This window comes from Amycolatopsis endophytica (assembly GCF_013410405.1).
Lineage (GTDB): Bacteria > Actinomycetota > Actinomycetes > Mycobacteriales > Pseudonocardiaceae > Amycolatopsis_E > Amycolatopsis_E endophytica.
This window is the reverse complement of record NZ_JACCFK010000001.1, coordinates 1,241,715-1,255,562: the sequence shown is the minus strand read 5'-3', so window position 1 is coordinate 1,255,562 and position 13,848 is coordinate 1,241,715. Positions and strand designations below refer to the sequence as shown.

The following is a 13,848-nucleotide window of genomic DNA, read 5'->3' as shown; positions in this document are numbered from 1 at the left end:
GCGCCGGTCAGCTCTCGTGCTCGACGGGCAGTTTGCCGTTCACGTGTGCCTCCGGGTTGTCGGTCGGGGGTGTCACCGGGGTGAACTGCTTGGTGGGGAGGTCGTGCACGGGAGTGAGGGTCAGCGTCTGCTCGGACCTGCCCGTCGTGGCGGAGGGCAGCCGGGCGAACCAGTTCGCGGACGCGGTGCCGTTCCTCGGCACGGCGGTCGCCCGCCCGCGCAACGCCGTGTGCAGCCCGTCCCAGAGCGTGCCGTCCGTGCGATCCCGCGGGTCCGGCGCGACGAGCACGACACCGATCACCGGAATGCCCAGGTCGGCCAGCTGGCGGGCGACGGTGTGCAGCCACAGCGTGCTCGCCTTCCCCGCCTGCACGACCAGCACGGTCTCCGAGCCCAGGCGCCGCAGGTCGGTCCACGCGGTGCCGGGGGACACCGTGCCGACCCCGATCCGGCCCTGCCCGGCGGCACCGCCGTCGATGACGCGATCGGGCGCGAGTGCGGTGACATCACGGTGTGGCAGGTCGTCCACGATCCGGACGTCGTCACCGAGGTGCCCGGCCATGCCGACCGCGAGCGCCGCCGCGACCTTCGGGCACCCGAGTTCGAGCACCGACACGCTGCCGCCGTCCCGGACCGTGCGGGCCACTGTCGCCGCGACGCGTTCCCGTTGTGCCACACCGTTCTGCCACGGACGCGGCTTCGGCAGCTGCGCGATGACCGACGCGCCGAGGTGGGCGGAGACCTCCCGTCGCAGCAGCGGCCGGTCCCGCACCACGCTCATCACCGCGGCCAGCCCCAGCCCGGCGATCAGCCCGAACCCGAGCCCGATGCCCGCGTTGGTGACGAGCGAACCCAGCGGCGATGCGGCCATCGGACGTGGCGCGTCCACGATCTGCGTTCCAGCGGCCAGCTGGGGTGTGCCGATCTTCGCCTCACTGGCCTGGTTGGTGAAGTCGGAGACCCGTGAGGTCAGATCGGCGCGGCGGGCGTACAGCGACTGCAGCTCGGCGGGGCCGATCTGGCTGTTGCGGTTCGCGGAGGAGGCGATCTGCCGGTCGACCTCCGTCAGCTCGGTCTGGATCTGGTCGCGCTGGCTCAGCAGGGCTTGCGCTTCCGCGTCGGCTGCCGCCTGCATGCGCGCCGAGTGGTCGGCGATGAACGCGTCCGCCAGTGCCTGCGCCTTGGCGACCGCCTCGCCGTAACTGTCCGCCGTGACCTGCAGTTCCAGCACATTGTTGGTGAGGCCGGTGCCGGTGTAGGACTTGACGAACCGCTCCGGCGGTTCGGTGGAACCGAGCTTCCGCAGCGCCGCCTCCGCGACGCGGGTGGTCTCCAGGATCGCCACGTCGGTCTTGATGAGCGTGCCGCTGTCGTTCGGCGCGTCCTCCGCGTGCAGTACGAGCAGCCGGGTCACCGCGGTCGGCGGGGTCGGCGAGAGGAACGCCAGCACCGCGCCCGCGAGCAGGCCCAGCACGGCGGCCGAGAGCCACAGCCGCCTGCGGCGTCGGATCGCGATCAGCACGCGCTGGAGATCCAGCAGCGGCTGTGTGTTCTGGGTGTTCTCCGGTGCCGTCACGCTGAACCTGCCACTACTTGATCGCCGACCGGCTCGTCACCGTCCGGTGCGGGAACCGCCGCGGTGCGCTGGGCGACGACGGCACCCAGCACCCGCTGCCCGGCGTCGGCGGCGGCACCGGAGAGCGCGACGAGCTCCCAGCCCGTCCGGCTCCCGCTCGCGACCACCAGCAGGACACCGGCGGAGTCGTTGTCGTCGGGCACGGTCGGCCGTTCCGGGTCGACCATCACCACGCGCAGCTCGGGACGGCTGTCCCGGCCAGCGGAGACCAGCTGAGCCACCGCTCGTTTGGCCACCGGGTCGTCGTCGGCGACCAGCACGAGGACACGGGCGAACACCCCGGACCCGTCGCCCAGCCGGGACAGCACCCGGCGGTAGCGGATCTCGCGGCTGGCCGCGTCGGCGGAGGCGTTGAGGTCGGAAAGGTTCCACGGCACGTCGGTTTTGAGCAGCTTCGACCACCAGCGCCGGGACGCGGGTGCCGCGGCATCCTCTGGCGCGGCGCGCACGTCCACGCTGCCCAGCAGCGGGCCGCCCGCCGCGGCGGCGATCTCGGTCTCGTCGCGCAGCCGCCGGTCCACTCGCGCGCCCACGAGATGACCGAGCACGCCGAGCAGGAAGAACACGATCGCGCCCCCGCCGATGAAGTGGGTCATCGTCGGCGCGGCTGGCGCGGCCGGCCGTTCGGCGGGACCCATCACAACCATCTGGGCCTGACGTCCGGTGCCGTCGAGCTCGTCCAGCTTCGCCATCGCCTCGGTCAGCGACGTCCGCAGCGTTTCCAGCTGGGTGCGCACCTGGACGCTCTCCACCGTCACGGTCCGCACGTCGGCGGCCAGATCGGTGATGCGGTCGTTGGTCTCCTGCACCTGGCGGCGCAGCGCGTCCTCCTGCTCCTGCCGGATCTGACTGGCCGCGTCCGCCGTGCCGCCGATGAGCTGAGCGGAGTAGCTCACGTACTCCTTGGCGATCTGGTCCGCGAGCTGCCGCGCCTTCTCCGGGGTCTCGGCCTCGGCGGTGATCGCCACGATGTTGCCCTCCGCGACGTCCGCGGTCACCGAATCGCGCAGCCCCGGCCCTGGCACGCCCCAGGCCAGGGCCTGCGCGGTCCGGTCGAGCACCACGGAACTCGTCGCGACCTGGGCTTCCGTCATCAGTTCGCTGGAATCCGGCGCGCCCTGCAACAGGACGTTCGAGACCGTCTGGTAGCCGGGGGAGAACAGCAGCGACGCGCCGGCACCCACCAGCGCGCCCAGCGCGGCGAGTGCGGCGAGGACGCGCCAGCGCCTGCGCAGGATCCTGCCGACCACGGACAGCCGGACGGTGTCGTCGTTCAACGCCACACTCCCCCTTTCGCGAGATGCGCCCGGCCGCGAGCGGATGGGCTTTCACAAACCACGTCGCGGCGGTTCCCGGATTGGTTACCGGCTTGTTCAAAACGCGACCGGGCGTTTTTCCGACGCGGATTTCGCCGTGGTGGTGGGGAAATCACCGCCGGGTCGCGTCGTACGCTTCGAGTAGCGTGCTGGCCGAATTGGCCCACGACAACGGGCCCGCGACACGCTCGGCCCCCAGGTCACCCATGCGTTCCCGTTCCGCCGGGTCGTCGAGCAACCGGGCGGTGAGTTTGGCGAACTCCAGCTCGTCGTTCGGCGGGGCGTAGACGGCGGCTTCGCCCGCGGAGACGCGTGCCTCGCGCAGATCGAACGACACGATGGGGCGTCGCATCGCCATGTACTCCATGATCTTGTTCATGGTCGACACGTCGTTGAGCGGGTTCATCGGGTCCGGCGCGAGGCAGACGTCCGCTGTGGACAGATAGCGGATGAGATCGGCATCCGGGATCCGTCCGGTGAACTCGACCTGGTCGTCCAGCCGGAGCTCGCGCGACAGCGCCACCATGGCGTCGAAGGCGTCACCGGAGCCGACGAACACCGCGTGCCAGTCCGTGCGGTCCAGGTCGTCCCGCAGCTTCGCCAGCGCCCGTAAGGCGTAGTCGACACCGTCCTGCGGCCCCATGACACCGAGGTAGCAGAGCATGTTCGGCTTGCCCCGCTTGAGGTCCGGCTCCGGCGGGACGTGGTGGAACCGCTCGACGACCGGTGCGCTGCGCACCACGAAGACGTCCTCCGGGCGCTTGCCGCCGCGGGTCAGGGCGACGTCGCGATAGCTCTCGTTGGTCGCGATCACCACGTCGGCGGCCCGGTAGGTGGCCCGCTCCAGCGCGCACACGCCGCGGTAGAGCAGGTCCTTGCCCCGGTCGAAGCGCGACAGGTACAACTCGGGCACCAGGTCGTGCTGGTCGAAGACGAACTTGGCGCCACGGCGCTTGAGCATGCGCGCCACCAGGAAGAGCAGGTCGGGTGGGTTGCACGCGTGCACGACGTCGACCGGGCCGACCCGGCGGGCCAGCCGGAACGTGTGCCACAACGCCGACCCGTACTCCTGCAGGTAACCCGCTGGGCCGCCGGTCGCTGCTTTCAGCGGATAGCGGTGGATGTGCACGCCGTCGATTGCGGCTTCCGGCTCGGTGTCCCGCTTCATCCCCTGTGGACAGATGACGTGCACCTCCCACCCGGCGTCGCGCAGCGTGGTGCACTCCTGCCAGACCCGACGGTCGAAGGGCACGGACAGGTTCTCGACGAGGATCAGCGCTTTACCAGGCAAGGCCGACGTATCCTTCTTCGGTCCGGCGCACCGCGGCGTCGGGCAGGCGAACGAGGTCGATGAGCATGCGGCCGCCCGCCCGGGGCAGTGCCGCGAGGACGGCCGGGTCGGTGCTGCCGACGAGGCACACCTCGGCGTGGTCGAGCACCTCGTCGACCGAGCCGGCCAGCAGCTGCCCCAGGTGCGGCAGGCGGCTTTCGATGTACTCGCGGTTGGCGCCCATCAGCCGGGACAGGCTCACGTTGGCGTCGTAGATCTTGAGGTCGTAGCCCTTGCCCAGCAGGCGTTCCGCGAGTTCGACGAGCGGGCTCTCGCGCAGGTCGTCGGTGCCCGGTTTGAACGACAGGCCGAACAAACCTACGCGCCGTTTGCCGGTGCGGGCGACCAGATCGAAGGCGCGCCGCAGGTGTTCTTCGTTGGAGGGCAGCACGTGCGAGAGCAGCGGCACCGAGACGTCGGCGCGGTGCGCGGCGTAGACCAGGCCGCGCAGGTCCTTGGGCAGGCACGAACCGCCGAAGGCGAAGCCGGGCCGCAGGTAGGCGGGGCTGACGTTGAGCTTGCGGTCGGCGAGGAACACGTCCATCACGCGGTGTGAGTCCAGGCCCAGTGCGCGGCAGATCGCGCCCAGCTCGTTGGCGAACCCGATCTTGAGGCCGTGGAAGGCGTTGTCCGCGTACTTGATCATCTCCGCGACCGGGATCGGCACCCGGAACACGTCACCGGGAAGGCTCTCGTACAGCTTGGCGACCGCGTCGCCGCTGGCGTCGTCCAGCTCGCCGATCACCGTCTTGGGCGGGTCGAAGAAGTCCTTGACACTGCTGCCTTCCCGGAGGAACTCGGGATTCACGGCGACGCCGAAGTCGACGCCCGCGGTGCGCCCTGACGACTTCTCCAGGATCGGGACCAGCAGGTCGAGGCAGGTGCCCGGCAGCATCGTGCTGCGGAACACGACAGTATGCCGACCGGTCTTGGCCGCGAGCGCGCCACCGATCTCCTCGGTCACGCGTTCCAGGAACGTCGTGGACAGGCTGCCGTTCGGCGCGGACGGGGTACCGACGCAGACCAGCGAGATCTCACTGCGCGCGATCGCTTCCCCGACGCTGGTGGTGGCTTCGAGCGCGCCACTGGCCACGACACCGGCGGTCAGTTCGCCGATGCGTTCTTCGACGACGGGCGCCTTGCCCTGCCGGATGAGGTCGACCTTGACGGTGTTGACGTCGACCCCGATGACCTCGTGCCCTTCGCCGGCGAGGCATGCGGCCGAAACGCATCCGACGTACCCGAGCCCGAAGACGCTGATCTTCATGGAAAATCCTCCCCGCCGCCACCGGCTTGACCCAGAGGTCGGCGGGCGGGAGGAGATCGTTACGGGCGTCCTCGTGTGGAAAAGCGCTTACCTGGAGCGGGTTTCGCGAGTGACAAACCGTCCCCGGCGCGGCGGTGGTTGCCGTCCGCCGCGCCGGGGACGGGGTCAGAGGCTTTCGGCGAAGGGAATGATGTCCTTGCCGAAGATTTCGATCAGATCGGTGTTCGGAATTCCGGGGAGGGCGCCGATCGCGGCGTCGACACCGAGCCCGTTCAGCCGGCGCAGTTCGGTCTTGAGCTCTTCGGTCTTTTCGCCGTTCGCGCCGATGTCCAGCGGGTGGTAGACGGTCTTGGTGATTTCGCCGTAGTCGCGGCCCTCGGCCTCGCAGTGACCGCGCAGGACGTCGAGTTTGTGTTCGAGTTCGGGGCCGTTGAAGATGTTGCAGGCGTCGCCGTACTTCGCGACGAACCGCAGCGTCTTCTTCTCGCCGCTGCCACCGACCATGATCGGCGGGTGCGGTGTGGACAGTGCCTGCGGGACGTTCATCAGCCGCTCGGCGTGGATGTGGTCGCTGTCGAACGGGCCGTCGTCGTCGGACCACATCCGCAGCACGTACTGCAGGGTTTCCTCCAGCATCTCGAAACGTTCCGCCGTGGGCGGGAACGGGAAACCGAGTCCGCGGGACTCTTCTTCGTTCCAGCCCGCGCCGATGCCGAGCACGGCGCGGCCGCCGGAGAGCACGTCGAGGGTGGTGATCGCCTTGGCGAGGACGCCGGGCTGGCGGTAGATGACGCCGGTGATCACGGTCAGCAGTTTGGCCCGGTCGGTGTGCGCGGCGAGGTAGCCGAGGGTCGTGTACGCCTCGAGCATGTCGTTCTCGACCTGGCCGACCTGGCCGATCTGGAAGAAGTGGTCCATCACCGCGAGGTATTCGAACCCGGCGTCGTCCGCGGCGCGGGCGACCCTGGCGAGATCACCGCCGAGCGTGGCCGGTCCGCCCTGCCAGGTGAAGTCGGGAATTTGCAGTCCGAGTTTCATGGATTCCCTCTGTCGAATCGTGTTCCTGCCTTTTCGAACCTATACCCGGAGTTGCTCCAGGATTCAGAATCCGGTGACGACGTGCAGCCGGTCGCGCAGCGGGTCGGTGACGTACACGGCGCCGGTGCGCTGGTCGACGGCGACGTTGCCGGGGTTGATGCCGAGCGTCAGTTCACCGGTGATCTCACCGCGGGCGCCGTCGATGCGGACGAGGCCGTCCGGCCCGCCGTTGGCGTAGACCGTGTTGCTCCTTTCGTGCACCGCCACCGAAGAGGCTTCGCTGCGGAGCAGGATCGTGCGGGTCTCCCCGCGGGTGGCGCCGTCGATCACGGACAGGTGGTGGATACCCGAGTTCGCGACGTAAACCCTGCCGGTGCGCCGGTGCAGCGCGATGCCGGAGGGGCCGTCGCCGACGGGGATGCTCTTCGTGAACGTGTCGGTGGCGAGGTCGAGGATTTCGATGGAGCCGGTCTGGAGGCTCGCGAAGTAACCCGCGCGTGCTCTTTCGTCGATCACCGCGGCCGCGAACCCCTTGCCCGGCCCCTCGATGGTGTTCCTGATCACGCCGCCGAAGAGGTCGATCCGGCCCACCCGCGCCTGATCCCCGGAACCTACATACAGACTGTATGTTCGCTGGTCGAGCGCGAGCACCGAGGAGCCGTCGCCGGACGGGATGATCGTGACGGTGGCCGAGGTGGCCGGGTCGACTACGACTGTGGTGCCGGAGGTGCTGTTCGCGACGTGGACCAGCCCGGTGGCCGGATCGACGGCGAGGTCGGACGGTCTTCCGGGGATGCCGACGGTGGCGACGGCGCGTCCGCCTTGGACGATCGTGATGGTGCGGTCCCCGGTGTTCGCGACGAAGGCGGTTCCCGTGACCGGGTTCACCGTCACCGCCTGGGGCTGTCTCCCGACGGGCACCGAGACCAGCCGCGGCGCCGGTCCGGCGGGTGAGCCCGCCGCGAACGCCGCGGGGGTCAGCGCGAGCAGCCCGGCCCCGGCGACCAGGGAGAACGCGGTCCGGCGGCTGATGTTGGCTCTGCCCATGCCCAACCTCCCCGGTGGGTGACCCACTCGTCCACGGGGTACCCGGTCGAACACTAACCGGATGCGGGCTCGCGCGCGCTCCGAGTTCGGCGAAGGAACTTCACATCCGTTTCGGGCGTTGGAAAAATGAGCGTTGGCAAGGGAGGCGCAGGGCACGTGCACAGGCACCAGAACGGCGTGAAAACCGCGCTGTTGCTCGGGCTGATGAGTGCCATCATCATCGCGATCAGTTCACTGTTCGGCCGTGGCGCGTTGTTCATCGGCTTGGTGGTGGCGTTGGGGATGAACGCGTACGCCTACTTCAAGTCGGACACCCTGGCGTTGCGTGCGATGCGTGCGCGCCCGGTGTCGGAGGCGGAGCAGCCGGCGATGTACCGGATCGTGCGGGAGCTGGCGACGTCGGCCCGCCAGCCGATGCCGAGGCTCTATGTGAGCCCGACGGCCGCTCCGAACGCTTTCGCCACCGGGCGGAACCCTCGTCACGCCGCGGTGTGTTGCACCACGGGCATCCTGGGATTGTTGGATGAGCGCGAGCTGCGGGCGGTGCTCGGGCACGAGTTGTCGCACGTCTACAACCGGGACATCCTGATCTCGTGCGTGGCGGGCGCGCTCGCGAGTGTCGTCAGCGTGCTGGCGAACCTGGCGATGTTCGCGGGTGTGTTCGGCGGCAACGACCGCGAGGGCAACAACCCGCTGGTGTCGTTGTTGATCATCCTGGTGGGTCCCATCGCGGCGGGCATCATCCGCATGGCGGTCAGCCGTTCCCGTGAATACCAGGCCGACGCCTCGGGCGCGCAGCTCACCGGTGACCCCCTCGCGCTGGCCTCGGCGCTGCGCAAACTGGACTCCGGCACCCGGCGGGCCCCACTCGTTCCGGAGCCCCAGCTGGTGTCCCAGTCGCATCTGATGATCGCGAACCCCTTTCGCCCCGGCGAGACGTTGTCGCGCATGTTCTCCACGCACCCGCCGATGGAGGACCGCATCCGGCGCTTGGAGGACATGGCCCGCCGCGGCCCGTTCTGAGCTGCGGTCCCGTGGTGACGCTTCCGAGGTAACGACGATGCGGCCCCGTGTCGGCCGGGTAGCCCACCCGGTGTCCGCATGAGGTCGCCCATTCATGCTCGCGCGATTGCGCACTCGTGCCTGCATGAAGCGCCCATTCGTGCGCGTACCGGCGCGAAGGGCTCACTCGTGCGTGCGTGAGGTGTCCGTTCGTGTCGGTGTGAGGTGGCCGTTCGTGTTCGCCCGCCGCTTGCGTGAGGTGTCCGTTCGCGCCCACACGAGATGCCCGCGCGTGCTAGCGCGAGTTGCGCACTCGTACCTCCATAAAGTGCCCATTCATACTCGTACCTGCACGAAGGTCACACTCGTGCGCGCGCGAGTTATCCGTTCCGGCTCGTGCGAGATGTCCGTTTCGTGTTCGCGCGAGTTGCGCACTCGTGCCTGCACGACGTGCCCAATTCGTGCTCGTACCCAAGCGAGGTGCCCGTTCGCGTCCGCGCGAGGTGCCTGCTCATCTCGGCGCGAAGTGCCCGTTCGTGCCCGCGCGAGGTGTCCGTTCGTGCCCGCGTGAGGTGTCCGTTGGTGCCCGTGCGAGGTGCGTGTTCGTGCCCGCGCGAGGTGCCCGTTCGCATCCACACGCCGTGCCCACTCATCCCCACACGCCGTGCCCACTCATCCCCACGCGAGGTGCCCGTTCGTGCCTGCCCGAGGTGCGTGTTCGTGCCCGCGCGAGATGTCCGTTGGTGCCCGTGCGAGGTACCTGCTCGTGCTCGCGCGAGGTGCCTGCTCGTACCCGTGCGAGGTGTCCGCGCACGCGCCCGCGACCCGCAGCCCGCGCGTGCAGACCACGGCGGGCCTCGGCACGGGCAACGGCAGAGCACGGCGGTCCGAGCGCGCACCGTCGCCGTGGCGACGCCGACCTACCCGACGGCTCCGGCCGAACGAGCGCATGCCACCACGTAGTCCCCGTACCCGGACTTCGACAGCTTCCGCCCGAGCGCCAGGCATTCCTCCGGATCGATGTACCCCATCTTCAGCGCGACCTCTTCCAGGCACGCGATCCGCACCCCGGTCCGGTGTTCGAGCACCTGCACGAACTGTCCGGCCTCCAGCAGCGAGTCGTGCGTGCCGGTGTCCAGCCAGGCGAAACCGCGTCCCAGCTCGACCAGTTTCGCGCGGCCCTCACGCAGATACGTCAGGTTGACGTCGGTGATCTCCAGTTCGCCACGACCCGATGGGGTGAGGTCGCGAGCGATCTCCACCACCTGGTTGTCGTAGAAGTACAGCCCGGTGATCGCCTGGTTGGACTTCGGCCGCTGGGGCTTCTCCTCGATCGACACGAGGCGCCCGGCCCCGTCGAGTTCGCCGACGCCGTACCGCTGCGGGTCCTTCACCGGGTACCCGAACAACACGCACCCGTCGAGCGCGCTGACCTCCTGTCGCATCCGCCCGGAGAATCCCTGCCCATAAAAGATGTTGTCGCCCAGGATCAGGGCCACGTCATCGTCGCCGATGAAGTCCGCCCCGATGACGAACGCCTCGGCCAAGCCGTTCGGGCTCGGCTGTTCCGCGTAGCTCAGCTGCAGCCCGAACTGGTCGCCCGATCCCAGCAGGCGCCGGAAGTTCGGCAGATCGGCGGGCGTCGAGATGACCAGGATCTCCCGGATCCCGGCCAGCATCAACACCGAGATCGGGTAGTAGATCATCGGCTTGTCGTACACCGGCAACAGCTGCTTCGACACCGCCTGGGTGATCGGGTGCAGACGTGTCCCGCTGCCGCCCGCCAGCACGATGCCCTTCATACCCCAGCTCCTCGTTCACCCGTCCGGATCGATCCGGAACCACCCTAGCGCGCCCGCCACTTCACATACATACAGTTTGTATGTATCTTCGCCGGCATGACTCGCTCACCAGCACTCGGCCAGGAAAAGCACGTGGCGCTCCGCCACGGTGACGTCCGCTACTTCGACCGGGGCGAGGGGCGGCCCGTCGTCTTCATCCACGGAGTCCTCGTCAATGCCAACCTCTGGCGCCACGTCACGCCGGACGTCGCCGACGCCGGCTTCCGGTGTCTCACCCTCGACCTCCCGCTCGGCGCGCACGAAACCGCGCTCCACCCGGACGCCGACCTCACCCCGACCGGCCTCGCCGACCTCATCGCGGACTTCCTCGACGCGCTCGACCTCCGCGGTGTCGTCCTCGTCGCGAACGACACCGGCGGCGCCCTCACGCAGATCATGCTGTCCCGCCGTCCCGAGCGGGTCGAACGCGTCGTCCTCACTCCCTCGGACTCGTTCGACTACTTCTTCCCGCCCGCGTTCAGGCCGCTCACCCTGCTCGCCCAGATCCCCGGATCGATGCGCCCGCTTGCCGCATTTCTGCAGGTCAGGGCACTGCACCGGACGCCGCTCGTCTTCGGTGGCCTCACCAAGTACCCGATCCCGCGGGCGATCGTCGACTCCTACACCGCGCCCGCGCACCGGCAGCCGGGCATCCGCCGCGACTTGCGCAAGGTCCTCCGCGCCGTGCACTCCCGCTACACGCTGGAAGCCGCGGAGAAGCTGCGCGCGTTCGACAAGCCGGTCCTGCTGGTGTGGGCCGACGAGGACCGGACCTTCCCGCTCCGCCTCGGCCGTCGCCTCGCCGCGCTCCTGCCGGACGCCCGGCTCGTCCAGGTCGCCGACTCCTACGCCTTCGTCCCGGAGGACCAGCCCGCCGTGCTGGTGCGGCACATCCTGGCCTTCGTCGGCGTCATGGCAGATTAGGGGTGTGCGCCGAACCCAGGAAGAGCGATCCCAGAGCACCCGGGCCGCGTTGATGGCGGCGGGCCGCGAACTGTTCGCCGAGCGCGGTTACCAGGCCGTGCCCGCCGACGAGATCGTTCGCGCCGCGGGCGTCACCCGCGGCGCCCTCTACCACCACTACGGCGACAAGCAGGGCCTGTTCCGCGCGGTGTTCGAGCAGGTCGAGCTGGAGGTCACGGCCGAGGTCGAGGCCGCCACCAAGGACGCGCCGGACCTCGCCACGGTCCTGCTCTACGCGCTCAAAGCCTTCCTCGATGCCTGCGAGCGCCCCGAATGCCGTCAGATCTCGCTCCTGGACGCTCCCGCCGTCCTGGGCTGGGCCGCCTGGCGCGAGCTGGAGGCCGAGCACGGTCTGGGCCTGATCGTGCGACTGCTGGAGGACGCGGTGGAGCAGGGGCTGCTCAAGCCCGTTCCGGTCGCGGCGCTCGCCCAGCTCATCCTCAGCGCGGTGAACGAAGCGGCCTTGATGATCACCTACGCGGAGAACCCCGCGCAGGCGCGCTCCGACGCCGAGCAGGTGCTCGCCATGTGGCTGATCGGCCTCCTCGCGGAATAGTCCGCCGCCGCACGACGTTCGCCAGTTCGTGCAGGTGGAGATCTGGTCCGACGTCGTGTGCCCGTGGTGCTACCTCGGCAAGCGGCGCTTCGAGCGCGCGCTGTCCGGTTTCGAGCACCGTGACCAGGTCGAGGTGACCTTCCGCTCGTTCGAACTCGATCCGAGCGCACCGCGCGAGCCGCAGCCCAAGGCGGCGCTCCTCGCTTCGAAGTACGGGATCAACGAGGCCGAATTCGCCGCGAACGAGGAGCGCCTCACGCAGCTGGCCGCCGTCGAGGGACTGGAGTACCACCTGGACGGCGGGGTCATCGGCAACACCTTCGACGCGCACCGCGTGCTGCAGCTCGCCAGGGGGCGCGGTCTGCAGGACGCGGTCGCCGAGCGGTTCTTCCGCGCCTATTTCACCGAGCGGCGTTCGGTGTTCGACGTCGGCTCGCTCGTTGAACTGGCGTCGGAAGCCGGATTGGACGGTGACGAGGTCCGCCGGGTGCTTGACGACGGTGCCTACGCGACCGAGGTCCGCGCGGAGATCGACGAGGCGCGTGCGCTGGGTGCCAACGGCGTGCCGTTCTTCGTGTTCGACCGCCGCTACGGCGTTTCCGGTGCCCAGTCCGTGGAGACCTTCGCCGCGGCACTGGACAAGGCGTATCAGGACGCCGGGCCGGTGCCGAAGTAGACCTTGCACACCCCGCCGTCGTAGTCGGCGGCCAGTTCGAGAACGTTGCGCCCACTGTCCACAGGTAACAGTGACGAGCTGTAGTTCGGGCAGAAGTCGTTGTGCGCGTTCGGAACCGGCGCCGGTGCGGGTATCTCGTACCAGTCACCTGATCCGAGGTGGTCGTTGGCGAGCAGCACCTGACCGTTGGACGGCAGTGGACGGCCGGAACTGTCCGTGTAGATCTGGCCGACCATGAGCAGCCGAACGCCGTTCGGTCCGCCGGGGAAGGTCGTGACGGTGTGAGCGTGCTGGAAGTAACTGCCGTTCGCCGTTGCCACCCGCGTGCCGGGGTCGGCGGGGTCGCCGTAGTTGGCGCCGTCGGCGGAGATCTTGAAGTACGGGTCGCAGTACCGCTTGCCGTAGTTGCAGATCTCGTACGAGAAGTAGTACCGGCCGTCGGGCAGTTCGCGCACGACCGGCATGCCGGGACGGACCCGGTCGGGCGGGATCGCGAGCGTGGTCTGCTTGGTCCCCCAGGTGACGCCGTCGGTGGAGCCGACGCGGTTGAGCACCTGGCTGTACCGCGGTGCCTCGGTTTCGTCGGCGTAGTGGATCCACAGTGTACCGCCACTGTCCACTGTGAACTCCGGCTCGAACACTCCGTCGTGGTTGTGTGAACGGGCCGCTTCGGACCGGAAGGTCCAGTTCCGACCACCGTCCGAACTGGACCAGACGCGGATCGACATGCGACGGCCGGCGCCACCGTTCTGCCCGTAGGACGCCGCCCACAGCAGGGTTCCGGCACGCAGCCTGCCGACGCGCTGGGGAAGTTCGTAGATGCTGCCGCAGCACTCGCCCTGCGCGCCCTCGGGATCGCGAACCTCGCCGACCTGGTGGAACGAGGCGCCTTCGTCGGCGCTCTCGAAGATCCGGGCGAAGGCGCCACCGCTGTCCCAGCTGTTGACGGAGGCGATGATCCTGCCGCGCAGGAACGGCGTGTGCTCCAGCCGGATCGCTCGGGGATAAGCACCGACGCCCAGGTCGCCGCGTCGCGCGGCTTCGGCCGGGACGATCGTGGTCGTCACCGCGACCAGCAGCGTCAGCACCAGCGCGATCATTCGGCGCATCGGGCCCCCTCACTCTCGGCGGCCGAATTAGACCACAGCGTGACGGGTGCCTGTGCGGCGAAGGTGG

Annotated in this window: 12 protein-coding genes; 4 read left to right on the top strand and 8 right to left on the bottom strand. The window is 69.2% G+C overall.

The features are described 5' to 3' along the window. Window positions 1-7: 7 nt before the first annotated feature. The 6 genes from HNR02_RS06195 to HNR02_RS06170 all read right to left on the bottom strand — a co-directional run bounded on the left by HNR02_RS06195 (window position 8) and on the right by HNR02_RS06170 (window position 7,634). Window positions 8-1,576, bottom strand: a complete 1,569-nt coding sequence (locus HNR02_RS06195) for a Wzz/FepE/Etk N-terminal domain-containing protein (protein ID WP_179772228.1) — start codon at window positions 1,574-1,576, stop codon at window positions 8-10. Next, window positions 1,573-2,919, bottom strand: a complete 1,347-nt coding sequence (locus HNR02_RS06190; protein ID WP_312860918.1) for an exopolysaccharide biosynthesis protein — start codon at window positions 2,917-2,919, stop codon at window positions 1,573-1,575. Before HNR02_RS06190 ends, HNR02_RS06195 begins: the two co-directional genes overlap by 4 nt. A gap of 145 nt (window positions 2,920-3,064) precedes the next feature. Next, a complete protein-coding gene (locus HNR02_RS06185; RefSeq protein ID WP_179772226.1) occupies window positions 3,065-4,243 on the bottom strand; it encodes a glycosyltransferase family 4 protein in 1,179 nt (392 codons plus the stop codon). After that, window positions 4,233-5,549, bottom strand: coding sequence for a nucleotide sugar dehydrogenase (locus HNR02_RS06180; protein ID WP_179772225.1), 1,317 nt, complete (start codon window positions 5,547-5,549; stop codon window positions 4,233-4,235). The genes HNR02_RS06185 and HNR02_RS06180 overlap by 11 nt, the downstream gene beginning before the upstream one ends. A 165-nt stretch (window positions 5,550-5,714) precedes the next feature. Continuing rightward, window positions 5,715-6,587, bottom strand: a complete 873-nt coding sequence (locus HNR02_RS06175) for an LLM class F420-dependent oxidoreductase (RefSeq protein WP_179772224.1) — start codon at window positions 6,585-6,587, stop codon at window positions 5,715-5,717. Between the two features lie 63 nt (window positions 6,588-6,650). After that, window positions 6,651-7,634, bottom strand: coding sequence for a YncE family protein (locus tag HNR02_RS06170; protein WP_179772223.1), 984 nt, complete (start codon window positions 7,632-7,634; stop codon window positions 6,651-6,653). 156 nt (window positions 7,635-7,790) lie between these two features. Between HNR02_RS06170 and htpX the strand changes: the two genes are divergently transcribed. After that, on the top strand, window positions 7,791-8,657 hold the full coding sequence (htpX, locus tag HNR02_RS06165; RefSeq protein WP_179772222.1) for a zinc metalloprotease HtpX: 867 nt from the start codon (window positions 7,791-7,793) through the stop codon (window positions 8,655-8,657). Between the two features lie 899 nt (window positions 8,658-9,556). Here the strand turns inward: htpX and rfbA are convergent. Beyond that, a complete protein-coding gene (gene rfbA / locus HNR02_RS06160; protein WP_179772221.1) occupies window positions 9,557-10,438 on the bottom strand; it encodes a glucose-1-phosphate thymidylyltransferase RfbA in 882 nt (293 codons plus the stop codon). Between the two features lie 96 nt (window positions 10,439-10,534). On the opposite strand from rfbA, the gene HNR02_RS06155 reads away from it, so the two are divergent. Genes HNR02_RS06155 through HNR02_RS06145 form a run of 3 tightly spaced genes read left to right on the top strand, consistent with a single transcriptional unit; the run spans window position 10,535 to window position 12,672 of the window. Beyond that, entirely contained in the window at window positions 10,535-11,401 is an 867-nt protein-coding gene (locus HNR02_RS06155) for an alpha/beta fold hydrolase (protein ID WP_179772220.1), read from the top strand. A 4-nt stretch (window positions 11,402-11,405) separates the two neighbouring features. Further along, window positions 11,406-11,996: a TetR/AcrR family transcriptional regulator gene (locus HNR02_RS06150; protein ID WP_179772219.1), complete on the top strand. Its 591-nt coding sequence runs from the start codon at window positions 11,406-11,408 to the stop codon at window positions 11,994-11,996. Between the two features lie 28 nt (window positions 11,997-12,024). Then, complete coding sequence (locus HNR02_RS06145; protein WP_179772218.1) at window positions 12,025-12,672, top strand: DsbA family oxidoreductase; 648 nt, start codon at window positions 12,025-12,027, stop codon at window positions 12,670-12,672. Here HNR02_RS06145 and HNR02_RS06140 read toward each other — a convergent pair. Continuing rightward, window positions 12,645-13,781: a sialidase family protein gene (locus HNR02_RS06140; RefSeq protein WP_179772217.1), complete on the bottom strand. Its 1,137-nt coding sequence runs from the start codon at window positions 13,779-13,781 to the stop codon at window positions 12,645-12,647. The two genes, HNR02_RS06145 and HNR02_RS06140, sit on opposite strands and share 28 nt — an antisense overlap. Window positions 13,782-13,848 lie beyond the last annotated feature (67 nt).

Bases quoted from the DNA above. Each gene is read 5' to 3' on its own strand.
- HNR02_RS06180 (WP_179772225.1), bottom strand. From the start codon at position 5,549: ATGAAGATCAGCGTCTTCGGGCTCGGGTACGTCGGATGCGTTTCGGCC.
- HNR02_RS06175 (WP_179772224.1), bottom strand. From the start codon at position 6,587: ATGAAACTCGGACTGCAAATTCCCGACTTCACCTGGCAGGGCGGACCG.
- HNR02_RS06170 (WP_179772223.1), bottom strand. From the start codon at position 7,634: ATGGGCAGAGCCAACATCAGCCGCCGGACCGCGTTCTCCCTGGTCGCC.
- rfbA (WP_179772221.1), bottom strand. From the start codon at position 10,438: ATGAAGGGCATCGTGCTGGCGGGCGGCAGCGGGACACGTCTGCACCCG.
- HNR02_RS06155 (WP_179772220.1), top strand. From the start codon at position 10,535: ATGACTCGCTCACCAGCACTCGGCCAGGAAAAGCACGTGGCGCTCCGC.
- HNR02_RS06140 (WP_179772217.1), bottom strand. From the start codon at position 13,781: ATGCGCCGAATGATCGCGCTGGTGCTGACGCTGCTGGTCGCGGTGACG.